The 24,764-nt window shown below is 62.3% G+C and carries 22 protein-coding genes; 14 read left to right on the top strand and 8 right to left on the bottom strand.

Annotated features, from left to right (window positions below; genetic code table 11):
* Positions 1-22: 22 nt before the first annotated feature.
* A complete protein-coding gene (locus ACF8K2_RS10435; RefSeq protein WP_392464690.1) occupies positions 23-940 on the bottom strand; it encodes a putative 2-dehydropantoate 2-reductase in 918 nt (305 codons plus the stop codon).
* A gap of 101 nt (positions 941-1,041) precedes the next feature.
* Between ACF8K2_RS10435 and ACF8K2_RS10430 the strand changes: the two genes are divergently transcribed.
* The 3 genes from ACF8K2_RS10430 (at position 1,042) to ACF8K2_RS10420 (ending at position 3,923) form a co-directional block, all read left to right on the top strand.
* Positions 1,042-1,527: a YajQ family cyclic di-GMP-binding protein gene (locus ACF8K2_RS10430; protein ID WP_264236502.1), complete on the top strand. Its 486-nt coding sequence runs from the start codon at positions 1,042-1,044 to the stop codon at positions 1,525-1,527.
* A gap of 113 nt (positions 1,528-1,640) precedes the next feature.
* On the top strand, positions 1,641-2,483 hold the full coding sequence (locus tag ACF8K2_RS10425; RefSeq protein WP_186553885.1) for a mechanosensitive ion channel family protein: 843 nt from the start codon (positions 1,641-1,643) through the stop codon (positions 2,481-2,483).
* A gap of 195 nt (positions 2,484-2,678) precedes the next feature.
* Positions 2,679-3,923, top strand: coding sequence for an MFS transporter (locus ACF8K2_RS10420; RefSeq protein ID WP_392464688.1), 1,245 nt, complete (start codon positions 2,679-2,681; stop codon positions 3,921-3,923).
* 102 nt (positions 3,924-4,025) lie between these two features.
* Here the strand turns inward: ACF8K2_RS10420 and ACF8K2_RS10415 are convergent, their stop codons facing one another.
* Positions 4,026-5,573: an AmpG family muropeptide MFS transporter gene (locus tag ACF8K2_RS10415; RefSeq protein WP_186553887.1), complete on the bottom strand. Its 1,548-nt coding sequence runs from the start codon at positions 5,571-5,573 to the stop codon at positions 4,026-4,028.
* A 43-nt stretch (positions 5,574-5,616) separates the two neighbouring features.
* Complete coding sequence (locus ACF8K2_RS10410) at positions 5,617-5,970, bottom strand: MGMT family protein (RefSeq protein WP_312152139.1); 354 nt, start codon at positions 5,968-5,970, stop codon at positions 5,617-5,619.
* Positions 5,971-6,123: 153 nt separating this feature from the next.
* Between ACF8K2_RS10410 and ACF8K2_RS10405 the strand changes: the two genes are divergently transcribed.
* From ACF8K2_RS10405 to ACF8K2_RS10360, 10 genes are all read left to right on the top strand, one after another.
* Positions 6,124-7,131 carry a DUF481 domain-containing protein gene (locus ACF8K2_RS10405; protein WP_186553889.1) on the top strand — a complete coding sequence of 336 codons (1,008 nt, stop codon included), beginning with the start codon at positions 6,124-6,126 and terminating at the stop codon, positions 7,129-7,131.
* Positions 7,132-7,261: 130 nt separating this feature from the next.
* Positions 7,262-7,993, top strand: coding sequence for a HugZ family protein (locus tag ACF8K2_RS10400; protein WP_186553890.1), 732 nt, complete (start codon positions 7,262-7,264; stop codon positions 7,991-7,993).
* A gap of 65 nt (positions 7,994-8,058) precedes the next feature.
* Positions 8,059-8,520: an FxsA family protein gene (locus ACF8K2_RS10395; protein ID WP_186553891.1), complete on the top strand. Its 462-nt coding sequence runs from the start codon at positions 8,059-8,061 to the stop codon at positions 8,518-8,520.
* A 259-nt stretch (positions 8,521-8,779) separates the two neighbouring features.
* Positions 8,780-9,073, top strand: a complete 294-nt coding sequence (locus tag ACF8K2_RS10390) for a co-chaperone GroES (protein ID WP_003260750.1) — start codon at positions 8,780-8,782, stop codon at positions 9,071-9,073.
* 48 nt (positions 9,074-9,121) lie between these two features.
* A complete protein-coding gene (groL, locus tag ACF8K2_RS10385; protein WP_186553892.1) occupies positions 9,122-10,771 on the top strand; it encodes a chaperonin GroEL in 1,650 nt (549 codons plus the stop codon).
* A gap of 190 nt (positions 10,772-10,961) precedes the next feature.
* On the top strand, positions 10,962-11,645 hold the full coding sequence (colR, locus tag ACF8K2_RS10380; protein WP_186553893.1) for a two-component system response regulator ColR: 684 nt from the start codon (positions 10,962-10,964) through the stop codon (positions 11,643-11,645).
* The gene (locus ACF8K2_RS10375; RefSeq protein ID WP_392464682.1) at positions 11,635-12,963 is read left to right on the top strand and encodes a sensor histidine kinase; all 1,329 of its coding nucleotides are present in this window, start codon (positions 11,635-11,637) and stop codon (positions 12,961-12,963) included. Before colR ends, ACF8K2_RS10375 begins: the two co-directional genes overlap by 11 nt.
* Positions 12,964-13,077: 114 nt before the next feature.
* Positions 13,078-13,758: a class I SAM-dependent methyltransferase gene (locus tag ACF8K2_RS10370; RefSeq protein ID WP_368973544.1), complete on the top strand. Its 681-nt coding sequence runs from the start codon at positions 13,078-13,080 to the stop codon at positions 13,756-13,758.
* A 6-nt stretch (positions 13,759-13,764) separates the two neighbouring features.
* Positions 13,765-14,466, top strand: a complete 702-nt coding sequence (locus ACF8K2_RS10365; RefSeq protein ID WP_186553896.1) for a lipopolysaccharide kinase InaA family protein — start codon at positions 13,765-13,767, stop codon at positions 14,464-14,466.
* Positions 14,463-14,690, top strand: a complete 228-nt coding sequence (locus tag ACF8K2_RS10360; RefSeq protein WP_186553897.1) for a hypothetical protein — start codon at positions 14,463-14,465, stop codon at positions 14,688-14,690. The genes ACF8K2_RS10365 and ACF8K2_RS10360 overlap by 4 nt, the downstream gene beginning before the upstream one ends.
* Before the next feature lie 100 nt (positions 14,691-14,790).
* Here the strand turns inward: ACF8K2_RS10360 and ACF8K2_RS10355 are convergent, their stop codons facing one another.
* From ACF8K2_RS10355 to ACF8K2_RS10335, 5 genes are all read right to left on the bottom strand, one after another.
* Positions 14,791-17,844: a multidrug efflux RND transporter permease subunit gene (locus tag ACF8K2_RS10355; RefSeq protein WP_392464681.1), complete on the bottom strand. Its 3,054-nt coding sequence runs from the start codon at positions 17,842-17,844 to the stop codon at positions 14,791-14,793.
* A 10-nt stretch (positions 17,845-17,854) separates the two neighbouring features.
* Positions 17,855-19,009 (bottom strand): efflux RND transporter periplasmic adaptor subunit, encoded by a 1,155-nt coding sequence (locus tag ACF8K2_RS10350; protein ID WP_392464680.1) that lies wholly within the window; start codon positions 19,007-19,009, stop codon positions 17,855-17,857.
* A gap of 219 nt (positions 19,010-19,228) precedes the next feature.
* Positions 19,229-20,326: a DUF1513 domain-containing protein gene (locus ACF8K2_RS10345; RefSeq protein WP_392464679.1), complete on the bottom strand. Its 1,098-nt coding sequence runs from the start codon at positions 20,324-20,326 to the stop codon at positions 19,229-19,231.
* Positions 20,327-20,328: 2 nt separating this feature from the next.
* Positions 20,329-21,393: an imelysin family protein gene (locus ACF8K2_RS10340; RefSeq protein WP_392464677.1), complete on the bottom strand. Its 1,065-nt coding sequence runs from the start codon at positions 21,391-21,393 to the stop codon at positions 20,329-20,331.
* A 19-nt stretch (positions 21,394-21,412) separates the two neighbouring features.
* The gene (locus tag ACF8K2_RS10335) at positions 21,413-22,834 is read right to left on the bottom strand and encodes a di-heme oxidoredictase family protein (RefSeq protein ID WP_392464676.1); all 1,422 of its coding nucleotides are present in this window, start codon (positions 22,832-22,834) and stop codon (positions 21,413-21,415) included.
* Between the two features lie 268 nt (positions 22,835-23,102).
* Here ACF8K2_RS10335 and ACF8K2_RS10330 point away from each other — a divergent pair, with 268 nt between their 5' ends.
* On the top strand, positions 23,103-24,758 hold the full coding sequence (locus ACF8K2_RS10330) for a ShlB/FhaC/HecB family hemolysin secretion/activation protein (protein ID WP_392464735.1): 1,656 nt from the start codon (positions 23,103-23,105) through the stop codon (positions 24,756-24,758).
* Positions 24,759-24,764: the final 6 nt, after the last annotated feature.

Raw genomic sequence — 24,764 nt, 5'->3', positions numbered from 1 at the left:
GTATCCAGTTGAAGGGGCGCTGTCAGTCGCTAGGCAGGCCGCGGGCTTGCAGGTTTTCGACCAGGCGCTGACGCAGGTGTTCCAGCTGCGCTAGGTGCAGGCCATGGCGGGCAGCGCTGCGACAGGCGTGGCCAAGCAGGTAGTGCACCTCGGTACGGCGTGCGTTGCGTACGTCCTGATACATGGAAGAATAGTTGGCTGCAGTGGCCAGGATCACCCGTTCGACCTCTTCGCCCAGTTCTTCAGCGGCCTTGGGTTGGCCACAGCGGCGCAGCAACTCGGTCAACTCCTCGCACAGCGCGCTGACTTCGCCCAGGTGTCCCAGCAGGCCACCGTTCTGGCAGTCGTGCAGTACCGTCAGAGGGTTGATCGCGCAGTTCAGCGCCAGTTTGCGCCACAGTCGGGTGAGGATATCCACGCTCCACTCGGCAGGGATACCGGCGTCGTGCAGATCGTCGAACCACTCGGGCGCCGCGGGGTTGAGTGGATCACCCAGCCAATTGAAGCCGTGGCCGGCAAAACGCACCCGCCAGTCTTCTTCGCGAAACGCGCCTTCAGTGCTGGAGGCAAAGATGCAGCGCGCGTGGGGCACCTGCTCGGCGACCTCATCCTGGCTACCCAGGCCGTTCTGCAGCAGGATCAGTTCGGCACCTTCGGCCAGCCGCGGTGCCAGGCGGGCGACGGCAGGCGCGGCGTCATAGGCTTTACAGGCCACCAATAAACGGTGGATCGGGCCACCGCAGTCATCGGTTTCGGCGGGGATGGAGAAGTGCGCGGAGTGATCCTGTTCGACCAGGGTCAGGCCACCTGCGGCCTGATACGATGCCAGCCGCCGCTGATCGCGCAGGATCAGCCGTACCGCCTTGCCAGCGCGAGCCAAGCGGCACGCCCAAAGGCTGCCCAGGCTACCGGCGCCGAGAATATGCCAGGTGCTGCTCATCTGCGTTTCGCAACCCGTTATAATGTGTCCCGCATTTTAACCATCAAACCCTGCGTGCTCCATCTTCATGCCGAGCGCGTCTTTATTTTTGGAGAACAACCATGCCTTCGTTCGACGTGGTATCGGAACTGGACAAGCACGAAGTGCAGAACGCTGTCGACAACGCCATCAAGGAACTGGATCGTCGCTACGACCTGAAAGGTAAGGGTAGCTTCGAATTCAAGGACAAGGAGCAGACCGTTCTGTTGACCGCCGAGGCCGAGTTCCAGCTTGAAGCCATGATCGAGATCCTGCGCGGTGCCCTGGTCAAGCGCAAGATCGACGTCAAGTGCCTGGAAACCAAGGATGCCTACGCCTCGGGCAAGGAAATGAAGCAAGAAGCCAAGTTCCGCGAAGGCATCGATAAAGAGCTGGCGAAGAAGATCGTCGCCCACATCAAGGATGCCAAGCTCAAGGTCCAGGCCGCCATCCAGGGTGAGCAGGTCCGAGTTACCGGCAAGAAACGCGATGATCTGCAAGAGGCCATTGCTGCCCTGCGCGCCAAGGAATTCGACATGCCGCTGCAGTTCAACAACTTCCGCGACTGATCGCACAGCGGCCCGGAACAACGCTGGCTCAATGATGTCCATCGGGTCCGCGGCCGCTGAAATCCTGCGGCCTGCTTTACTGTGTACGTGCCGTTCGGCATCAGGAGATAAATATGGATTTGAACGCTGAGGTCGATCAGTTGGTCCGCCAATCGCAGACCTGGCTTCCCTTGATCATGGAATACGGCAGCCGTCTGCTGCTGGCGTTGCTGACCCTGGCCATCGGCTGGTGGATTACCAACAAACTCAGTGCCCGCCTGGGCAAACTGGTAGGTCTGCGCAACGCCGACCTGGCCTTGCAAGGCTTTATCAGCACCCTGGCCAACATCGTCCTGAAAGTGCTGCTGCTGGTCAGCGTGGCGTCGATGATCGGCATCGAGACCACCTCGTTCGTGGCCGCCATCGGTGCGGCAGGCCTGGCGATCGGTTTGGCCTTGCAGGGCAGCTTGGCGAACTTCGCCGGTGGCGTGCTGATCCTGCTGTTCCGCCCGTTCCGCATTGGCGACTGGATCGAGGCGCAAGGCGTCAGCGGTACGGTCGACAGCATCCAGATCTTCCACACCGTGCTGCGTACCGGTGACAACAAGACCGTGATCATGCCCAACGGCAGCCTGTCCAACGGCATCATCACCAACACCAACCGCCAGCCGACGCGCAAGGTCGTGTTCGATGTCGGTGTCGATTACGACGCGGATCTGCAAAAAGCCCGTAACGTGCTGCTGGAGCTCGCCCAGGATCCACGCGTGTTGCAGGACCCGGCGCCGCAGGCGGTGATTTCCACCTTGGGCGACAGCTCGATCACGGTATCTCTGCGTATCTGGACCAAGACCGCCGATTACTGGGACGTGATGTTCATGCTCAACGAGCATGCACGTGACCGTCTGCGCGCCGAAGGGATCGACATTCCGTTCCCGCAGCGCGTGATCCGCGTGGTGCAGGAAGCGGCCACCGAGTAAACCCTTAAAGCTCGTGGGAGCGGGCTTGCCCCGCGAATACGCGTCATCGCACGATATCGTTGCAATGACTGGCGCATTCGCGGGGCAAGCCCTCTCCCACGTTTTCATTTCTGCGCCCTTACACTTGTTCACAGCCAGGCCCCGCCTTTTCTGGCATATAACCTGACCTTTCTTCGTACCCCGTTGATCCCTGCCATGAAACCACTGCTGTATATCACCCCCAGGCGAGCCTTGCTGTTCGGCCTGACCCTGGCCCTGTTCGAGCTGCTCACCTACCTTGCCAGCGACGCCGTCATGCCCGCCATGCCGGTGGTGGTCGATGAGCTCAACGCCAGCCCCGAGTTCATCCCCCACGCCTTGAACCTGTACCTGCTGGGCGGGGTGGTCCTGCAATGGCTGATCGGTCCGCTGGCTGACCGCTACGGCCGGCGCCCGCTGCTGCTCAGTGGTTGCCTGATCTTCGGCGCAGCTTGCCTGGCGACCTATTGGGTGCACGACATCGGCGTGTTCAACCTGCTGCGCCTGCTGCAGGGCATCGGCCTGGGTTTCGTGGTCACGGTCAGCTACCCGGCGTTGAACGAGGCGTTCAGTGAGGCCGATGCGGTGCGCATGATGGCCCTGCTGGCCAACATCGCCTTGCTCTCGCCGCTGCTGGGGCCGTTGGTTGGAACCTTGATGCTGCAATGGCTGGACTGGCGCTGGCTGTTCCTGGCCTTTGCTGTGGGCGCCGTGCTGACCTGGCTGCTGCTGTACAAATTGATGCCGGAAACCCTTGGGGTCGAGCGCCGCGATGGCTCGCGCCTGGCGTTCACACCAATCCACCTGCTGCCGCTGTTGGCAGGCTACGGCCAGTTGCTGGGCAACCGCCGCTTCGTTGCGGGCAGTGCGGCATTGGGCTTGGTGGGTCTGCCGCTGATTGGCTGGATTGGCTTGTCGCCGGTGCTGCTGATTCACGATGAAGGGCTGAGCACCATGGCATACGCTTTGTGGCAATTGCCGGTGTTCGGTGGGCTGATCATGGGTAACCTGATCATCAACCGCATTGCCGATCGCTATCCGCTGCCGAGCCTGGTACGCGGAGCGCTGTTGCCGTACCTGGCGGGCTTGGCGCTGATGGTTCTGGCTACATGGCTGTGGCCGTCGGTGACCAGCGTGGTGGCGGGAATGTCGCTGTATGCGCTGGGATTGGGCGTGGCCAACGCGGTGCTGTACCGCATGACCTTGTTCTCCAGCGAGCAGAGCAAAGGCTTGGTGTCAGCCATGCTCGGCATGATCACCATTGCCCTGCTGGGGCTGGGTGGCGCGGTGCTGGCAATGATCGGGGCGGGCGCGAGCCTGTTGCATTTTGCCTTGGCGGCGGGTGTGGCGGGGGCGTTGGCGCTGTGGCCATTGTGGTTTGTGGTGGGTGGCCAGGCAGGGGAAGGGGCAGTGGCTCAGTGATCCGAGCAGTGGGCCTATCGCGGGGCAAGCCCGCTCCCACGAAACATGACAGCAGGCTGTGGGCTGCGTGGGAGCGGGCTTGCCCCGCGATAGCTCTACCTGTCAGGGTTGTTCAGGCGCAGAACCTTGCACTGGCGCTTGCTTGCCCCGCCCAATCTCCTGACGCCACTGCAGGGCGATCAGAATCAAGGTCGGCACCCCCAGCAGCGCAGTGATCAGGAAGAAGTCGTGATAGCCGAACTTCTCCACCATCACCCCTGAGTAACCACCAATCAAGCGCGGCAACAGCAGCATGATCGAGCTGAGCAGGGCGTACTGAGTTGCCGAGAACTTCAAATTGGTCAGGCTGGACAGGTAGGCGACGAACGCCGAAGTGGCCATGCCGGAGCTGAAGTTATCCAGCGAAATAGTCACCACCAGCATTTCCAGGTTCGGCCCCATATCGGCCAGCATCAGGAACAAGATGTTGGTCGCCGCCGATGCCACGCCACCGATGAACAGGATCGGCATGATGCCGAAACGCACGATCAGCAGCCCGCCAGCACCGGCGCCAAGCAGGGTCATGATCAGGCCGAAGATCTTGCTGACGCTGGCGATCTGGTCCTTGGTGAAGCCCATGTCGATGTAGAACACGTTGGCCATCACGCCCATCACCGTATCGGACATGCGATAGGTGGCAATCAGACCCAACAGCAGCAACGCCTGCCAGCGATAACGCGCGATGAAGTCATTGACCGGCGTCAGCACCGGCGCCAGGCCGCGGCGGCCCAGGGAAGACAGGCAAGCCCAGGTCAGCAATACATACAACAGCAGACGCAGGAAGGCGCGGTCTTCGAGAAACAGGTCGAGTACGGTCGAGTCGCCGAACACCACGCTGGCCCAGTCGGTATTGAACAGCTGGGTGAAGCTGGCTGGTACCGATACCAGCAGGATGATCAGCACGAACACCGAAGCCAGCTGGTGGCCCAGGCCATAACGTGCGGCAGACAGTTGAGTGCGCAGCGGAACCGGTGGCTCACGCATCACCAGGGTAGTGAATACCGCAGGCAGCATGATCACGCCAAACAGCACGTAGGTGCCGGTCCAGGCCTGATGCAGGTAACTGAAGCCGGTGGAGCCAAACCACTCGGCGAAGAACAGCGCACCCGCCGTGGCCAACAGCGCGGCGACCCGGTAACCGGCCATGTAGCTGGCGGCGAGGGCGGCTTGGCGCTGGTCGTCGGCGATTTCCAGGCGATAGGCATCGACGGCGATGTCCTGGGTCGCTGAAGCGAAGGCCACCAGCACCGCCAAGGCAATCAGCCACGACAGATGCTTTTGCGGGTCGCACAAGCCCATGCCGACCAGGCCGATCACCACCAGCACCTGCGACAGCAGCAGCCACGAGCGACGCCGGCCAAGGCCGCCGAGCAGTGGCAGGCGCCATTGGTCGAGCAGTGGCGACCAGACCCATTTGAAGGCGTAGGCAAGGCCGATCAGGCTGGCATAGCCGATGGTTTCGCGCGCCACACCGGCTTCGCGCAACCACACCGAAAGCGTTGAGAACACCAGCATGTACGGCAGGCCGGCGGCAAAGCCAAGCAGCAAGAGCACCAGGGTTGACGGGCTGGCATAGGCAGCGAGCGCAGCGCGCCAGGTTTTACGGGGCATGGGCCAACATCTGCCTCAAGTTTACGAAAACAAAGCGCGCACTCTAACCGCTGTGCTCCATTGGGCGCCAGCCATGGCGCGTCATATCCACACGATTATTGGTTACATTGACCCCTTCCGCGCGCAGCCGGGCACGCTGTTCGTCGCCTGACGGGGTACCCAGTGCCAAGCTCAGGCGCCCTCCGGCGCCGAGCACCCGGTGCCAGGGCAAACGGGTATCCGCAGGCAGTTGCCCAAGGGTACGCCCGACCCAGCGCGCTGCTCGCCCAAGCCCTGCCAGCTCGGCCAGCTGGCCATAGCTGACGACCTTGCCCGAAGGAATCTGGCCCAGCACGGAATACAGTGCCATTCGTCGGGCATCAGCATCTTCCGCCGAAAGGCGCGAAACCCCTGACATCAGGCGAGCGCCGGGTGTGGCAGGCCGAACGGCGTGCCAACTTGGTAAATGAGAGTTGAACTCAACGGCATGGGCTGGGTCTGTCCTTGCTCTAGTCGTGTGTATCTGGATAATGCCCGGCTTTTTTCGTCAAACCGAGCCCGTAGTCAGCTTATGTATTCTAGAACCTTGCTCTGCCTTATCGCCGCATCCCTGTGTACCCCTGTGTTGGCCGACACCGTCTGGATGAAGAACGGTGACAAGCTCAGTGGCAAGATCAAGGTCTTCGACGGGGGCAAGCTGCTGCTCGAGACGCCGTATGGCGGCTCCATCGCCCTGGACTGGAAACAGGTGCAGACCCTGGAGAGCGATCAGGAGATGCTGGTCAAGCAGGACGCCTACACGGGCGAGAAAGCCAAGTCGCTCAAGGCCGCCGAGCCAGGCAAGGTCACCCTGGCCAACGGCGATGCGCCCAAGACCGTCGATCTGGCCAGCATCGAGCAGATCATGAAGCCGCGACCTTTGGTCGAAGACTTCCTGTGGAAGGGCAATGTCGACCTGGCCATGGACTACAAGCGCGCCGAGAACGACACCGACGACTACGACGTCAGCTTCAAGACTACCGCCCGCCACGGCCGCTGGCGCCACAACGCCGAAGGCGAGTACAACCGCGAAACCAAGGACGACGTCACCACCACCAACAACTGGAGCGCCGAGTACGCGCTGGACCGTTTCCTCACCGAGAAATGGTTCTGGCAGGGCCGTCTGGAATACAAGCGTGACCACATCGAAGACCTGGCTCGCCAGCGCACCGTGGGTACCGGCCCGGGTTACCAGTTCTGGGATGACGAACTGGGCGCGTTCTCGCTCGGCTCGCTGATCAACCGCACTGACTACCAGTACCGCGATGGCGGCAAGGACAACTTCTATTCGGCGGCAGTCAAGTGGGACTACACCCGCTACCTGATCGGCAAGAACGTCCAGCTGTTCACCAATGGCGAGCTGGGCAAGCCGCTGGGTGGGGTCGCCGACTACTCGCTGGATGCCGAGATCGGCCTGCGCTACAAGGTTACCGAGTGGGCCTCGCTGAACCTCAAGGCCGAGAAGGACATGATCCAGGGCACCCGCGACAGCGATCTGGACAAGACCCGCTATACCGCAGGCTTTGGCGTTACCTGGTAAAAGCAGTTGCTAGCGGTAAGCTACAAGCGCCCAGCCGGACGTACGGACCTCTAACCGGCGTCGCTGGCTTGCTTTTTCTTGCCGCTTGTAGCTTATAGCTTGCAGCTGATTTTCTTCAGGAGCCTCTTTCGTGAGTACCAACGCCCTTCGCCCCGCCCGGGAACTGCTGCTCAAGGAATACCGCGGCGTGCTCTCGACCCATTCCAAGTCCATGCCCGGCTACCCGTTCGGCTCCGTCGTGCCGTACTGCCTGGACGCCGAAGGCCATCCGCTGATCCTCATCAGCCGCATCGCCCAACACACCCACAACCTGCACAAAGACCCCAAGTGCTCGCTGCTGGTCGGTGAGCGCGACGCCGAAGATGTGCAGGCCGTCGGCCGCCTGACGGTCATGGCCGAGGCGCACAAGCTCACCGATGAAGCGGCCATCGAAGCGGCCGCCGAGCGTTACTACCGCTACTTCCCGGAAGCCGCCAACTACCACAAGGCCCATGACTTCGATTTCTGGGTGCTGCAGCCGGTGCGCCACCGCTACATCGGCGGCTTCGGTGCGATCCACTGGCTCGACCAGGTCACCCTGGCCAACACCTTCGCCGGCAAGGCCGAAGCGAGCATGATCGAGCACATGAACAGCGACCATGCCAACGCCATCGCCCACTACGTCGAACTGAGCGACTTGCCACGCACGCCAGCGGCGCACATGGTCGGTATCGACAGCGAGGGGATGCACCTGCGCATCGGCCAGGCGGTTTACTGGCTGCCATTCCCAAGCACTTGCAATACGCCGACACAAGTTCGCGAAGCCCTGGTTTTGCTGGCGCGCGCCGACAACTGGCCATCTGCGACACACGTCGAGGGTTGAAAAAGCGAGCACACGCATCCATTTGAGGTCTTACTGGAAGGTTGTCTTCCGTCGAGGAACCCTTGATGCGTGTTTTCCTACTGCTGTTTCTGATTTTTCCGGTGCTGGAGCTGTTCGTCTTCGTCAAAGTCAGCGCCGCCATCGGTTTCTTCCCGGCGCTGCTGCTGATCATCGCCGGTTCCGCCCTGGGTGTGCTGGTGATGCGTGTGGCCGGCTTGGCCACCGCCCTGCGTGCCCGTGAGAGCCTGCAGCGCGGCGAGCTGCCCGCCGAGGACATGTTCCAGGGCATGATGCTGGCGGTCGGTGGTGGATTGTTGCTCATCCCAGGTTTCATCAGTGACGTGCTCGGCCTGATCTGCCTGCTGCCGTTCACCCGTCACCTGGCGGCGCGCAAGCTGCGTCAGCGTGCCGAGGCCCAGGCCATGCGCCAGCGAGCGTTTCAGGACGATCCGTTCAATGCCCGTCCGCCAGAAGGCGCCCACCGTCCTAACGTCATCGAAGGCGAGTACGAGCGGCGCGACAAGTAATTGTTGCAAGCCTTTACCCAACGGCCCCGAGAGGGGCCGTTGTGCGTTTTGCGATAAGCCTATGAAATATTTTCCAGGGCAAGCCTTGTAATTGTTTCCAGCGACCTCATGTATGTGGTCACCGCAAGGTTTCTGGTGGAAACGCCAGACAAGACTCAGGGGTTTGCCTGATGCAGGCCCCTCCCGGCAACGCCGGAATGCCTCAACCCGCCGGTGTCGATACCGGCCGATGAAAACCACAATTTGGGAGAGATCGACAATGAAGCTTCGTCCTCTGCATGACCGCGTAGTCATCCGTCGCAGCGAAGAAGAATCGAAAACCGCTGGCGGTATCGTCCTGCCGGGTTCGGCCGCTGAAAAACCAAACCGCGGTGAAGTTGTTGCCGTCGGCACCGGTCGCATCCTGGACAACGGCGAAGTTCGCGCGCTGGCCGTGAAAGTGGGTGACAAAGTGGTTTTCGGCCCTTACTCGGGCAGCAACACCGTGAAAGTCGATGGCGAAGACCTGCTGGTAATGGCTGAGAACGAGATTCTCGCCGTTATCGAAGGCTGATTTCCCCGATTTCCCGTTACTCCAAAGAATTCCAAGGATTAAACGATCATGGCTGCTAAAGACGTAAAATTCGGCGATTCCGCCCGTAAGAAAATGCTCGTTGGTGTCAACGTTCTGGCTGACGCTGTTAAAGCGACCCTCGGCCCGAAAGGCCGTAACGTTGTTCTGGCCAAGAGCTTCGGCGCGCCAACCATCACCAAAGACGGTGTTTCGGTTGCCAAGGAAATCGAACTGAAAGACGCCTTTGAAAACATGGGCGCCCAGCTGGTCAAGGAAGTTGCTTCCAAGGCCAACGATGCTGCCGGTGACGGCACCACCACTGCTACCGTTCTGGCTCAGGCCATCGTCAACGAAGGCCTCAAGGCCGTCGCTGCCGGCATGAACCCGATGGATCTGAAGCGCGGTATCGACAAGGCCACCGCCGCTGTCGTCGCCGAGCTGAAAAACCTGTCCAAGCCATGCGCCGACTCCAAGGCCATCGCTCAGGTAGGCACCATCTCCGCCAACTCCGACACCTCCATCGGTGAAATCATCGCCGAAGCCATGGAAAAAGTCGGTAAAGAAGGCGTGATCACCGTTGAAGAAGGCTCGGGCCTGGAAAACGAACTGTCTGTCGTAGAAGGCATGCAGTTCGACCGCGGCTACCTGTCGCCTTACTTCGTCAACAAGCCAGACACCATGGTTGCCGAGCTCGAAGGCCCGCTGCTGCTGCTGGTCGACAAGAAGATCTCCAACATCCGTGAGCTGCTGCCAGTTCTGGAAGCCGTTGCCAAGGCCGGCCGTCCGCTGCTGATCGTTGCTGAAGACGTTGAAGGCGAAGCGCTGGCTACCCTGGTAGTCAACAACATGCGCGGCATCGTCAAGGTTGCTGCGGTCAAGGCTCCTGGCTTCGGCGATCGCCGCAAGGCCATGCTGCAAGACATCGCCGTTCTGACTGGCGGTACCGTCATCTCCGAAGAGATCGGTCTGTCCCTGGAGTCGGCTACCCTGGAGCACCTGGGTAACGCCAAGCGCGTCATCCTGTCCAAGGAAAACACCACCATCATCGACGGCGCTGGTGTCGACGCTGACATCGAAGCACGCGTCAAGCAGATCCGTGCCCAGATCGAAGAGACTTCGTCCGACTACGACCGTGAGAAGCTGCAAGAGCGTCTGGCCAAGCTGGCTGGCGGTGTTGCCGTGATCAAGGTCGGTGCTGGCACCGAAGTTGAAATGAAAGAGAAGAAAGCCCGCGTTGAAGACGCCCTGCACGCTACCCGTGCAGCCGTTGAAGAAGGCGTGGTGCCTGGCGGTGGTGTTGCCCTGGTACGTGCCCTGGCAGCCATTGTCGACCTCAAAGGCGACAACGAAGACCAGAACGTCGGTATCGCCCTGCTGCGCCGCGCTGTTGAATCGCCGCTGCGCCAGATCACTGCCAACGCCGGCGACGAGCCAAGCGTTGTCGCTGACAAGGTCAAGCAAGGTTCGGGTAACTTCGGTTACAACGCCGCTACCGGCGAATACGGCGACATGATCGAGATGGGCATCCTTGACCCAGCCAAGGTCACTCGCTCGGCGCTGCAAGCTGCAGCTTCGATTGGCGGTCTGATGATCACCACCGAGGCGATGATTGCCGACGCTCCTCAGGAAGCTGCTGCTGGCGGCATGCCTGACATGGGCGGCATGGGTGGTATGGGCGGCATGGGCGGCATGATGTAAGCCAGCCTTACCCCCTCGCTGTAACGAGAAGCCCCGCCTAGTGCGGGGCTTTTTGTTTTTTGTGGCGAGATGCAGGTTCGGTGAAAAAAGCGTCGGCATCGACGATATCCCCGCAAGGCTGGCGCCCGGCCATTGATGGCCGTAAGCTGCGCCTGCCGCGCACTGCGAAAGCGCCGCACAGGAGACCCCGATGCGCATTCTTTTGGTTGAAGACAACCGCGATATTCTTGCCAACCTGGCCGATTACCTCGGCATGAAGGGCTACACCGTCGATTGTGCCCAGGATGGTTTGTCTGGCCTGCACCTGGCCGCGACCGAGCACTACGACCTGATCGTGCTCGACATCATGCTGCCTGGCATCGATGGCTACACCCTGTGCAAGCGCCTGCGCGAGGATGCCCGTCGCGATACGCCGGTGATCATGCTCACCGCTCGCGATCAACTGGATGACCGCCTGCAGGGCTTTCGCTCCGGTGCCGACGATTACCTGCTCAAGCCGTTCGCGCTGTCGGAGCTGGCCGCGCGCATCGAAGCGGTGCTGCGCCGCAGCCAGGGGGGAGGGCGGCGCACGTTGCAGGTCGCCGACCTCAGCTATGACCTGGACACCCTCGAAGTCACCCGCCAGGGCCGCTTGCTCAAGCTCAACCCGGTGGGCCTCAAGCTGCTCGCGGTACTGATGCAGAAGAGCCCGCACGTGCTGCGCCGCGAAGTGCTGGAAGAAGCCCTGTGGGGCGATGACTGCCCCGACAGTGACAGCCTGCGCAGCCACGTCCACCAGCTGCGCCAAGTGATCGACAAACCTTTCGACAAACCTTTGCTGCATACCGTCCACGGCGTCGGCTATCGCCTCGCCGAGGGTCGCGATGGAGTTTAAGCAAAGCCTTGCCCAGCGCATCATCATCGCCTTTGCCTTGATGAGCGCCCTGGTGGCCGGGGCCTTCGCCTTCGGTATCGTCGCCACCGTGCACCTGGTCGAAGAACGGCTGATCTCTGCCGTGCTCGGCGGTGACCTGCAGCGCCTGCTGCGCATGGACAGCGTCAGTGACTGGAGCCACCGGCCACGCCCGGACCAGCTGTTCTACTTCAGTGGCGGGCGCGACGATTTCGAGTTGCCCAAGGACTTGCGCCACCTCAACGCCGGTTTCCATGAAGTGTTCCGCGATCAGTTGTCTTACCACGCCATGGTCGAGGTAGTGGACGGTCGTCACTACGTGCTGTTGCAGGACCAGAGTGATTTCGAAGAGCGCGAGCGGGTGTTGTTCGCAGTGGTGGTGGTTGGTTTCGTGCTCAGCCTGGTGCTGGCGGTGTTCCTCGGCTGGCTGCTGGCCCGGCGGGTGATGGCCCCGGTAATCCGCCTGGCGCGCCAGGTTCGCCATCGCGATCAGTTGCTCGGCCTGGCGCCGCCCTTGGCCCCGGACTATGCGGCGGACGAGGTTGGCCAGTTGGCGGTGGCCTTCGATGACACCCTGGGCCGGTTGCGCGATGCGTTGACCCGCGAGCGGCTGTTCACCAGTGACGTCAGCCATGAGTTGCGCACGCCACTGATGGTACTGGCCACTTCTTGCGAGCTGCTGATGGAAAACCCCGGCCTGGACAGCCGCGCGCGTAACCAGGTAGAGCGCATCGCCCGCGCCACCGAGGAGATGCGCGAGCTGGTCAAGACCTTCCTGATGCTCGCCCGCGCCCAGCGCGATGAGGGCGCGGTCGCCTCCAAGGCGACTTTGCGTGAGGTGGCCGACGATCTGATCGGCGTCTGGCGCGATACCGTCGAGCAAAAGGGCCTGACCCTGTACTACGACGGTCGGGTCAGCGCCAGCCCGGTGCTGTACAACGCCACCTTCCTGCAATCGGTGATGGGCAACCTGCTGCGCAACGCGGCGCACTACACCGACAGTGGCTACATCCGCCTGAGCCTGGAGGCTAACGGTTTCAGTGTCGAGGACAGTGGTGTGGGTATCCCGGAAGAGCAGCGCGAAGCGATGTTCCGCCCCTTCGTGCGTGGCGACGAGCGCCGCGGCGAGGGCCTGGGCCTGGGCCTGTCGCTGGTGCAGCGGATCTGTGACGACCAGGGCTGGCGGGTCACCCTGAGCGCGACCTTGCCACACGGTTGTCGCTTTCAGGTCGACCTCAGCCAGGGCGCGACAGCGCCGGAAGCGGGCACGCTGATCGGCCAAGAGCCCTCTACCAAGTAATTAGTAACTTCTTGCAAAACTTGTGGAAAAGTCCGACAGATTTTTCACATCGGCATGACCTGATTCCAACGTGCGCTTACCTAAGGTGAGCGCACTGGAGTCTGGAGATGCCCAATGCGTAGCCCCATCAAACTCGAATTTTCCGAGAAGTACGACCAGCAACACGCCCGTGACTACTTCCTCAAGCACCAAGATGGCTTGGCTCGTCGCCTGTCGCACCAGCGTGATGAGCAACTGGCGCGGCGCGCCCTGGCACTGGCGGGCGACCCTGGCCTGGTGCTCGACCTGCCCTGCGGCGCTGGCCGCTTCTGGCCGCTGCTGGCGGAAAAGGCCAATCGAGTAATCATTGGCGCCGACAACTCCGAAGCGATGATCGAGACAGCCTGTGCCGCGCAACCGCCAGAAGTGGTGGCGCGGGTACGGCCCTTGCAGACTTCAGCCTTTGCCATCGATCTGCCGGACAACGCCGTGGACAGCATCTTCTGCATGCGCCTGTTCCACCACATTGGCGAAGCGGCCCATCGCCAGACCATTCTCTCGGAGTTTCATCGGGTTAGCCGCGACAGCGTAATCCTGTCGCTGTGGGTTGATGGCAATTTCAAAGCCTGGCGGCGCAAAAAGCTTGAGCAGCGTCGTAGCGCCAAAGCGGAGCAGGGCAGTTACCAAAACCGCTTCGTGTTACCCGCTGACACAGTCGAGCAAGAATTTTTGGCTGCGGGCTTTCGCATTCAGGAACGTCTGGACTTCCTGCCGTTCTACGCCATGTGGCGAGTTTACGTATTACGCAAGGGGTAGGCATTCATGGCAGTAGCCCAGAGTCGCGGTTCGCAGTTCGATTACTACTGGCAACAGCAGGGTGAGTGGGTCGAGGAACCCAATCAGCGGCGCGGCGGCGAAAGCGGCGTGCAGCGGCTGAACGACGCGAGCGGGCAGCTGCTGTACGCCAAGCGTCAGGTCGGGCATCTCTATCGCAGCCTGCTGCATCCGTTTGGCCGGCCAACGGTGCTGCGCGAGCAGGACGCCTTGCACAGCTTCGAACAACTGGGTGTGCGCGTGCCGCGCATCGTCTATTGCGGTGCTCAACGCGATGGCGATCACCAGTGGCGCGCGCTGTTGGTCAGCGAAGCGCTGGATGGCTTCGTCGATCTGGATACCTGGCATGCCGAAGGCGCGCGGGAGCGCTATCCGCAGGTGCTGCACGAACGCATGCTCAAGGACTTGGCCGATAATCTGGCGCGCATGCACCTGGGTCATTGGCAGCATGGCTGCCTGTACGGCAAGCATGTATTCATCAAGATCAGTGGCGAGGGCGAGCAAGCCCGCGCTGAAGTCGCGTTGCTCGATTTGGAGAAGTGCCGGCGGCGCATCAGTCGCCAGCGTGCAGCGCTGAACGACTTGGGTCAGCTACGCCGCCATTCGTCACTCAACGAGGCAGAGTGGCAAACACTGCTCTATTTTTACCAGATGGCGTTTGGCAGCGCTGTCAAAGGGTTAGAGCAATGAAACTAGAAATAGCTCGAGCTTTGTTTCTGGTGGGTGCATTGGTGGTGACGACGGCGGCTGCGGCTGCCTGGGACGAACCGGGCCCAACGGTATTCAGCAAAGCTGATCAGGCAGGGCAGTGCGCTCTGCCGCGTGTGGCAAAACAGCAAGCCGTGGCGCAGCCAGACAATGATCTGCTGTTGTTCCTGTTCGGCTTGCGTCAAGGGTTGCGGCCGTTCGGCTGATAATATCCGAGTCATTCATTCCCTGTAATAGCTGGCGAAGCCTGCGACGGGCTGCATAGCAGCCCCAATCTGCTAGCGAGGGCTTCGCCAGTTCCCACGACTACCTCTCGATCACCGTCTGCTGTTCCCCTGCAATCGTCTTGTGCGCCAGCAAGGTATAGATGCAGGGCAGCACGAACAGGGTAAACAGTGTCCCGATCGACATCCCGGTGGCGATCACCATGCCGATATCGAAGCGGCTCACCGCCCCGGCGCCTGTCGCCAGGATCAACGGCACCATGCCGAACACCATCGCGGCGGTGGTCATCAGCACCGGGCGCAAGCGAATCGCAGCCGCTTCTTCAATCGCCTCGCGCCTGTCCAGGCCCTTTTCTTCACGCAACTGATTGGCAAATTCGACGATAAGAATGCCGTGCTTGGTGATCAACCCAATGAGTGTCACCAAACCCACCTGGGTGTAGATGTTCATGCTCGACACCCCCAAAAACAACGGCAGCAACGCCCCGCAAATCGACAGCGGCACGGTCACCAGGATCACCAGCGGATCGCGGAAACTCTCGAACTGCGCCGCCAGCACCAGGAAAATGATCGCCAGCGCCAGGCCAAAGGTCACCCACAGCGCGCTGCCTTCCTGGACGAACTGCCGCGCGACTCCGGCATAGTCGAAAGAAAAGCCTTCCGGCGCCTCTTCGCGGGCGATCTGCTGCACGGTTGCCAGTGCCTCGCCCATGCTGACCATCGGCACGCCCTGGATCATCGCCGAGTTCAGCTGCTGGAACTGGTTGAGCTGGCGCGGGCGGGCGCGGTCGCTGAGGGTGATCAGGGTCGACAGCGGCAGTAGTTGGCCCTGGTCGTTCTTCACGTAGTAGTTGTTCAGCCAGCCTGGGTTGTCGCGGTACGGCCGCTCGACCTGGGCGATGACCTTGTAGCTGCGCCCTTCCAGGGTAAAGCGGTTGATCTCGGCTTCGCCCAGCAAGGTCGCCAGGGTACCGCCGAGCACGTCCATCGACACGCCCATCTGCGCCGCTTTGGCCCGATCAATGTCGACCACCACTTCAGGCTTGTCGAACGCCAGGTCGATGTCGAGGAAAGCGAACTTGCCTGAGGCCTGGGCACGTTCCTTGACCCGCTGGGCGACGTCCAGCAGGGCGGGGTAATCGCCAGCGCTGTTGATCACGAACTGGAACGGCAGACCCTCGCCGGTGCCCGGCAGCGAGGGCAGGTTGAAGCCAAATATCTGCAGGCCGCCGATCTCTTCGAGCTTGGCTTGGACCAGCGGCAGCAACTCCATCTGGCTGCGTTCGCGCTCATTCCACGGCTTGAGCAAAAAGCCGCCGATGCCGCTCTGTACCCCATTGAAACCGTTGATCTGGAACGAGGAGTAATACTCGGGGAAGCTCTTGAAGATCGTGGTGAATTCGTCGGTGTAGGCGTTCAGGTAATCCAGGTTGGCCGGCTGCGGCGAGCTGCTCATCATGAAGATCACCCCCTGGTCTTCGTTGGGCGCCAGTTCACTCTGGGTGAATTTCAGCAGGACCGGGATCAAGCACAGGATGATCACCGCGAACACCAGCACCACTGGCCGGCTGTTGAGGGTGGCGTGCAGCAGACGCTGGTAGCGAACCTTCAGCCCTTCGAACAGCACATCCAGGCGATGGGCCAGGCCGCTGGGGTTCTGCTCGTGACGCAGCAACAGTGCGCACATCATCGGCGACAGGGTCAGGGCGACAACGCCGGAGATGATCACCGCACCCGCCAGGGTCAGGGCGAATTCCTTGAACAGGGCGCCGGTCAGGCCTTGCAGAAAGCCGATAGGCGCATACACGGCGGCCAGGGTGATGGTCATCGACACCACCGGCATGGCTATTTCCCGGGCGCCCTCCAGGGCTGCATCGAAGGGTGACTTGCCCTCTTCGATATGACGGTGGATGTTTTCCACCACGACGATGGCATCGTCCACCACCAGGCCGATGGCCAGCACCATCGCCAGCAGCGTGAGCAAATTCAGCGAATAGCCCATCATCTGCATGAAAAACAACACGCCGATCATCGACAGCGGGATGGTGATGACCGGGATCAACACCGAACGCAGCGCGCCGAGGAACAGGAACACCACGACGATGACGATCAGCACCGCCTCGCCGAGGGTCTTGATCACCTCATCGATCGAGGCCTGGATGAACAGCGTGGCGTCGTAGGCGATGGACACCTTCAGGCTTGCCGGCAACTGGCTCTCCAGCTCTGGCATGATTCGCCGCACTTCCTTGATCACCTCCAGCGGGTTGGCCGCAGGCGTCGCCTTGATGCCGATGTACACCGATGGCGTGCCGTCGAACGAGCTGACCGTGTCGTAGTTCTCCGCGCCCATTTCGACGCGCGCGACGTCGCCTAGCAGCACCCGGGTATCGCCCTCGGTCTTGAGCGGCAGGGCGGCGAAGGCTTCCGGCGATTTCAGTTCGGTGGTGGCGTTGATGCTGGTCACCACGTACTCGCCTTTGACCTCGCCGGCAGCGGAAAGGAAGTTGTAGCGGCGCACCGCTGCGGTGACATCGTTGGCCGAAAGGCCGAAGCCTGCCAGCTTGACCGGGTCGATCCAGATGCGCATGGCGAACACCTGGTTGCCGAGGATCTCGGCTTCAGCCATGCCTGGCAGAGTGGCCAGCTTGGGCTGGATCACCCGTGACAGGTAGTCGGTGATCTGCGGGTTGCTCATCTGCTCGCTGTAGAAGCTGATGTACATCAGCGCCGAAGCGTCGGCGGCTTCTTTGCTCAGCACCGGGTCTTCGGATTCTTGCGGCAGCTTGTTGCGCACTTCGTTGGCCTTGGCCAACAGCTCGGTGAACAGCCGGTCGCTGTTGGCGCCGATACGCGCGTAGATGGAGATGATCGAGAAGTTCTGGCGGCTCACCGAGGTCATGTAGTCGATGCCTTCGGCGCTGGCCAGGCTCTGCTGCAGCGGCTGGGTGATGTAGCCCTGGATGGTTTCGGCGTTGGCTCCGGGGTAGGCGGTGGTCACCGTGATCAGGGCGTTTTCCATCTGTGGGTACTGGCGGATCTGCAGCTTGCTCCAAGCCTGGAAACCCAGCAGCAGGATCAGCAGGCTGACCACGCTGGCCAACACCGGGCGGCGGATGAACGGGTCGGTGAACGCCATGCCAGCCTCCTCAGTCCGCGCGCTGCGCGTTGGGTGAGTTTTGCCGCTGCAGGGCGTGGTCGGGGGCAATCCGGATCGGCGCGCCCGAGGTCAGTTTCAATTGCCCGGCGCTGACCACCTGATCGCCCGCCTTGAGTCCTTCGCTGATCACTACCACGCCGTCGCGGCGTTCGCCGGTTTGTACCGTGCGCTGCTCGGCGATCAGCACGGGTTGGCCTTCTGCGTTGGTTTCTGGCTGGCCGTCCTTGTCCTTTTTGGCGCTGACGACGTACACCGAATTGCCATACAGCGTGTAGGTAATCGCGCTTTCCGGCACCACCACTTGCGGGCGTGGATCAGGCAGCAGGATCAGCAGATTGGCGAACATCCCCGGCAGCAGCTTGCGCTCGGGGTTGGCCAGGGTGGCGCGCACCAGCAGGTTGCGTGTGCTTTCCTCGACCTTGGGGTTGATCGCGCTGAGGCTGGCTGGGAAGGTCTGTTCGGGGAAGGCGCCCACCTGTACCAGTACCTGCTGGCCGAGGCTCAGCTGCGGCAGGGCTTGTTCGGGCACGTTGAAATCGACGTAGAGGCTGGACACATCTTGCAGGGTGGCGATCACCGTGCCGCTGGCGAGGAAGTCGCCGACATCCACCTGGCGAATGCCGATGGTGCCGCTGAACGGCGCCTTGATGCTCTTTTTCGCCAGCGATGCCTTGAGCTGGTCGACCACGGCCTGGTTGCGCCGATATTGTGCAGTCAAACGGTCGAACTCACCGCGGGAGATGGCTTGGTCGCCGACCAGTTGGCTGCCGCGGCCGAAGTCCACCTTGGCCAGCCCCAGGTCAGCCTGGGCGGTGCCCAGCAGTGCGGTTTCGGCGTCGCTGTCCAGTTGCAGCAGCAATTGCCCGGCCTTGACCTGTTGGCCGGAGTCGAAGTGCAGCGACTTGACCGTGCCGGCCACTTCCAGGCTCAGGTCGACGCCCTGCAAGGCCTTGAGACTGCCGACAGCGGGCAGTCGCTGTTGCCACTGGCGCTGCTCGGCGGTCGCGGCGGCCACGCTGATCGGTGGCTTGGGCGCGGTGAATACCTGGATCTGGTTGTAGATCGAGAAGGCCTTGATGCCCCCCAGGATCAATACAATCAGCAGCACGACGGCCAACATGATCAGCATGCGGCGGCGCAGCATAAGTCCGGTTCCTTGGATGCGTGGTTGTTATTGGTATGGCACGACCACGGGCGATCCTGCCCACGTGCGGATGGGAAGAGTATTGCCTGTTTTGAGGAAAACGTGGAGAGCAGGGGCCGACTGGCCTCATCGCGGGGCAAGCCCGCTCCCACGCCAATGGCGACTGGTTGGAGTCCGTCTGCGTGGGAGCGGGCTTGCCCCGCGATGAGGCCAGTGCGGTCAAGCCAGATGCAGGTGGTTATCCCAGAACCCCGAAGGCAGTTCCATCGGCTGGCCGATCAAGGCTTGCTTGCGACAGTCATAGAAGCGGCAGCGCCCCTGCCCGGAGGTGACGACAAAACCATCTTTTACCGCCCCCACCCCAGCACAATCGGGCATCGGTGCATCAAGCCTGACCTGGGCACTGTCCAGATCCCAGATAAACAAGCGGTTGGCACGCGGCGCAGTCAGCGCCACCAGGCGTAAATCATTGTGGATGGCCACGCTGGCGGTGTACTGGGCCATGGCCTGCAACTGCCGCTCTGGCACCGGGAATGCCCTGAACGGCTCGCCCGGGCGCTTGATCGCCAGCAGTTCGGCAGTTTCATCGGCATCGCCCATGAACTGCTGGCAGGCGACCACCGTGCCATCGTCCGCAATGGCCAGGTGACGCACGCTGTTCATCTGCTGGGCAAGGGTTTCCTTGCTCAGCAGGGTGCCGTCGCGCTGCATCAGGACCAGGCTCGGCTCCATCGCGTTGAGGTTCATTTCTACCCGGCTTTCGGCCTCGGTGCGGATACCGCCATTGGCCACCACCAGGGTTTCGCCGTCGGGTAGCCAGGCCAGCTCATGCGGGCCGATTCCGTGAGTGGGGATCTCGCCCGTATGCACCAGCCGTTCACCTTCGAAGCGGTAGACGCCAAGCACGCCACGTCCTGGGTCGGTGGTGTCGTTCTCGGTGGTATACAACCACTCGCCACTGTTATGGATCACCGCGTGGCCATAGAAGTGGCGGTTGGGTTGCGAGCGGATGGTTTGCAGCAGGCGCCCGTCACGCAGGTCGACCAGGTAGCTTTCGGTACCTGGGCGGCGGGCGACGAACAGGGCGATCGGTAGCTCGGGATGGTTGATGATGGCGTGGCAACGCTGGCCCACTTCGGTGGCGAACACGTGGCTGCCGTCCAGCCGGTAGCCCACTGCGTAGTGCTTGCCGTCGGCGTCGTCACGCGCCGACAGCAGCAGCGGTTCGCTGCCTTTGTTGCGCAACAGGCTCCAACCGCCCAGGGTCAGGGCGCTGAGCAGGAGGCTACCGAGTTTGAGGGCCTGGCGTCGCAGCATGATCAGTCACCGTCGTTGGCATTGAAGCCCAGCTGGATGTTCAACGCCTTGGCCAGTTCGCCTTCATGCAGGCGGTGCACCACGTTGAGGCTGTCGTAGATCTGGTTGAGCGTCTGTTTGCCGGCATCGTCGGCCAGCAGCTCGCCCAGGGTCTTGTGGTTGTCGGCCAGCAGTTTGACCGAGCTTGCGTAGGCGTCGTCGATCTTCTGCGCCAAGGCGCTCTGGTCTTTGCCAAGCAGGCCGCGCAGGCCTTGATTGTCGACCCCGACCCACACCGCTTGGGCGGCGTTGAGGCTGGCTTCCAGGCTTTTCAGCGAAGAGTGGCTACGCCAGGCTTCGGCTTGCAGCGGCTGGGCGATGCCCTTGCTCTGGCGGCCCATGGGTGCGCCGAGCTTCTTCTTCAGGGTATCCAGGGCGGTGACCTGGGCGCGCAGCAGATCGGCGATCGCTTCGTGCGAGTCAGCGTAGCGCTGGTTGGGGAACTTGGTCATCTGCGAGAGCATGCCGTCGGTGCTGTTCCAGCCCTTGAGGATCTCTTCGGCCAAGGCCTTCTGGTGCTCGCCAATGGCCACCAGCAGCGGGCAGTAGCGGGCCTTCTGCTCAGGCGTGGCGACGTCTGGCTTGCTGTCGAAGAGGATGTACTCGTAGGCCGACAGACCGCGTACCACTACGCTGGCCTTGCCCAGGCTCTGGGCGTCGATTGGCTTGTCGGCGTTGACCAACTGCTCGACCTGACGGCCGACCAGGTTTTTCTTGTCGGGCCAGAACTGCACCTGCCAGGGGCGATTGCCCTCGGCCAGTGGGCCGACCAGCAGCGGTTGCAGCTCGGCCCAGGCTTTCTGCGCGTTGAGGAAGTCGGCGCGGGCGGCGTCCAGCGAGGTTTTGCCTTCGCAGTAGGCCAGGGCACTGGCGGCCAACTGGCGGTCGGCTTCGACCCAGCGGCTGTAGGTCGGCAGGATCACCTGCTTGGCGATGGCGGCGGAGGTCACCGCTTGTGGGTCTTGCGGCGAGCAAGCACCCAGGGCGAGTGCGGCGAGGCTGGTGAACAACAGTTTGGGTCGGAACATGCCCGGCTCCTTGCGCGTTTTAAAGAGAATTCAGGAACGCCAGCAGCGCGTCGCGCTGCTCGGCATTGAAGGTCAGAACCTGGTCGCGCGCCGCCTGCGCTTCGCCGCCGTGCCAGAGCACCGCTTCGAGCAGGTTGCGGGCGCGGCCATCGTGCAGCAATTGGCTGTGGCCGCTGACCGCTTCGGTCAGGCCAACACCCCACAGCGGTGGCGTGCGCCAGTCTTGGCCGCCAGCGGCAAATTCGCTGCGGTTGTCGGCCAGCCCCGGGCCCATGTCGTGCAGCAACAGGTCGCTGTAGGGGCGGATGAGCTGGTTGGCCAGTTCAGGCTCGGCGGCATCGGCGGCGGTGGTAAACTGCGGTGTGTGGCAGCTTTGGCAGCCCGCCTGGAAGAACAGGTTCTTGCCGGCCAGCACCTGCGGCGCAGCCACGTCGCGCCGCGCTGGCACGCCGAGGTTGCGGGTATAGAAGGTGACCAGGCGCAGGATGTTGTCGCTGACTTCCTTCTCGCCGTCGGCGCCATCGCCATTTGGCGCGGCCAGGCAGTCGAGTTGGGCAGCTGTGCAGTCATCGTGCGGCAGCAAGGTAGTGGTCAGGCCCATGTCACCGGCAAAGGCGTGGACGTTCTGCTGGTTGACGTTGGGCTGGCCGGCCTTCCAGCCGAATCGGCCGAGCACGGTCTTGCCTTGGGCATCATCCCAGACCTGATTGGCCCGCCCGCGAATGCCGTCGCCATTGCGATCGTCCGGGTCGGCGTTAGCCAGGATCGCCGCCTCCGGGATGGCTTCGAGCAGGCCCAGGCCGATCATCGGCGGTGCCACGCGGGCGGAGAAGCGGGTATCGGCATGCATCGGCCCATAGCCGAGTTGGCTGATTTGCAAATGCGGCCGGCGTAGCTCGACGCTGTAGCCATCGGCAAAGCGGACCGTCTCGCTGCTGTAGGTCACGCGTACCTTGCCTTCCGGGGTCACGCCGGGGATCGCCATGTCTTGCAGTTGAGTGCCGTAGGTCGGCTCCGGCACCACGCCCAGGCGCTGGATTTCCTGGGCGTAGGCAGGTTGGTCAGGAATCGACAAACGCACCAGCATCGACACCGCATTGCTGGCACCCGGCTCGGGCGGATGTCCGCGTCCGTCACGCACATGGCAGTTCTGGCAGGCGTTGGTATTGAACAGCGGGCCGAGGCCATCACGCGCGGTGGTGGTGGCAGGGGCGATCACCCAGGGGTTACGGAAAAAACTGTTGCCAACGGCAAAGTCCAGCCGACGCTCCGGCGAGAGGTTGGCCGAAGGCAGGGAAAAGGCATTGCGGTCGCTGCGCAGGACCGTCGCCTTGCCGCCAGACAGGGCCTCGCCGGGCTCGGCCTGGGTGAAACGCGGGGCGTCGTCACAGGCGGCCAGGGCAGTAGCCAGTAGCAGGGGGCTTAGGCGGAGCAAGGACATCAACGATCCTGGGCTTGGGCAAAAAACCGGCGTGCAAGCTTAGCAGGCTAGGGGTGTTTGAATAAGAGCAATTTGCAACTACTGGATGAAATCGTTGTCAGTTACCGCGCCGGTTTGTGGGACGGTTCTTAAATTCGCGAAGGACATTTGACGCTGATTACCGGCGCCAATAGCATCGCGCACCTTTTTTTCAATGCATGCCAAGGAAGGAATGATGGCGATCAGTCAGCCTCGCGCCTATGGGTTTGCCCTGTGCGTGTTTTTCGCCATGGGCTACAACGCGCCTGCCTCGGCAGCTTCGCCAGGTGACCAGGATTTGATCCGCGAGCGGCAGAACCGTCTGCTCGAAGAACAGCAGCGCCGTTTGGAAGAACTGCGCAACCTGCCTGGCGAGGCGGCCCGCCCAAGTGAATCGCACAAGCCGCCGTCCAGCCGTTGTTTCACCATCCGCACCATCGAGCTCAAGGGCGCTGAGCAGCTCTCGGCAGCTGATCAAAAAAGCCTGCTCGCCCCCTACATCGGCCAGTGCCTGGGCGCCGCCGAGCTCAACGCCTTGCTCAAGGCCATCACCGATCACTACCTGGCGCGTGGCCTGGTCACCAGCCGCGCTTACCTGCCGCAGCAAGACCTCTCCAGCGGTCACCTGCAGGTGCTGGTGGTCGAAGGCCGCCTTGAAGGGGTACGTTCCGAAGACAACAGCGGGCTGAGCCAGCGCGAGCTAGCCATGGCTTATCCCGGTGAGGCCGGACAATTGCTCAACCTGCGTGAAATCGAGCAGTTGCTCGACCAGCTCAACCGCCTGCCCTCCAATCAGGCGCAAATGGAGCTGACCCCAGGCGAAGCGGTGGGCGGCACTCAGCTGCTGGTGCGCAACCAGCCGGACAAGCCTTGGCGCGCCTCGTTGTCACGCAATAACGAAGGCCAACCGAGCACCGGTGAACAGATGCTCAACCTCGGTCTTGAGTGGGACAGCCCGCTTGGCCTGGCCGACCAGTTGGTGCTGCGCGGTGGCCACGACGTGGTCAGCGACCACAACCAGGGTTCGAAGAATGGCGCGCTGTATTACAACCTGCCCTGGGGTTGGTGGAACTTCAGCTACAGCTACAGCGAGAGCGACTACCGTTCGCAGCTGTTCGCCTCCGGCTACCCTTTCAAGCAGACCGGCGATAGCCAGAGCCACCAACTGCGGGCCGAGCGCGTGGTGCACCGCGACGCCACCAGCAAGACCTCGCTCAGCGCCGGCATTGCCCACCTGCGCACCAACAACTACATCGATGACAGCCGCCTGAGCGGCAGCAGCAATCGCCTGAGCGAGGCGCAATTTGGTATCAACCATGGCCGCCGCTTGGGCAACGCCTACGTCAATATCGATCTGGGCATGCAGCAAGGCACGGGCGCCTTCGATGCCCAGGACAACGGCCACCCCATGCCCGGTGAACCGGTGGCGCGTTATCGCAAGTACAGCGCCACGCTCAGCCTGGTACAGGGCTTTGAGCTGTGGGGCGAGCAGTTGAGCTTTAGCAGCCTGGCCACCGGTCAACGCAGCGAGGACGTGTTGTTCAGCCCCCAGCGCATCAGCCTTGGCGGCCTGGCCTCGGTGCGCGGGCTGCGTGAACAGTCGTTGTCCGGCGACAGCGGCGGCTACTGGCGCAGCGACCTGCGCTGGACCCGGCCGGTGACCTGGCAGCCTCTGCGGCCAGTGCTCAGCCAGTACGGCGTGGGCTTGGGCTATGACCTGGGGGTGATCAGCAACGATCGCTACAACGGTGACAATCACGGTCGGGCCAGCAGCCACTCGCTGGAGCTGTTCGCCCGTGGTCAGCATGTGGGCGCCAGTGTCACCTTCGCCCATACCTTGGAGCGCCCTGGTGTGCTCACGGAAAAAGAGCGGCCGGTGTTTTTCCGCCTCGACCTGTTCATCTGAAACCCT

Origin of the sequence: Pseudomonas sp. xss_2 (genome assembly GCF_043104195.1) — a bacterium.
Classification (GTDB): Bacteria; Pseudomonadota; Gammaproteobacteria; order Pseudomonadales; family Pseudomonadaceae; genus Aquipseudomonas; species Aquipseudomonas urmiensis.
The sequence above is the reverse complement of the archived record's forward strand: the minus strand, read 5'-3'. Positions and strand labels throughout refer to the sequence as shown.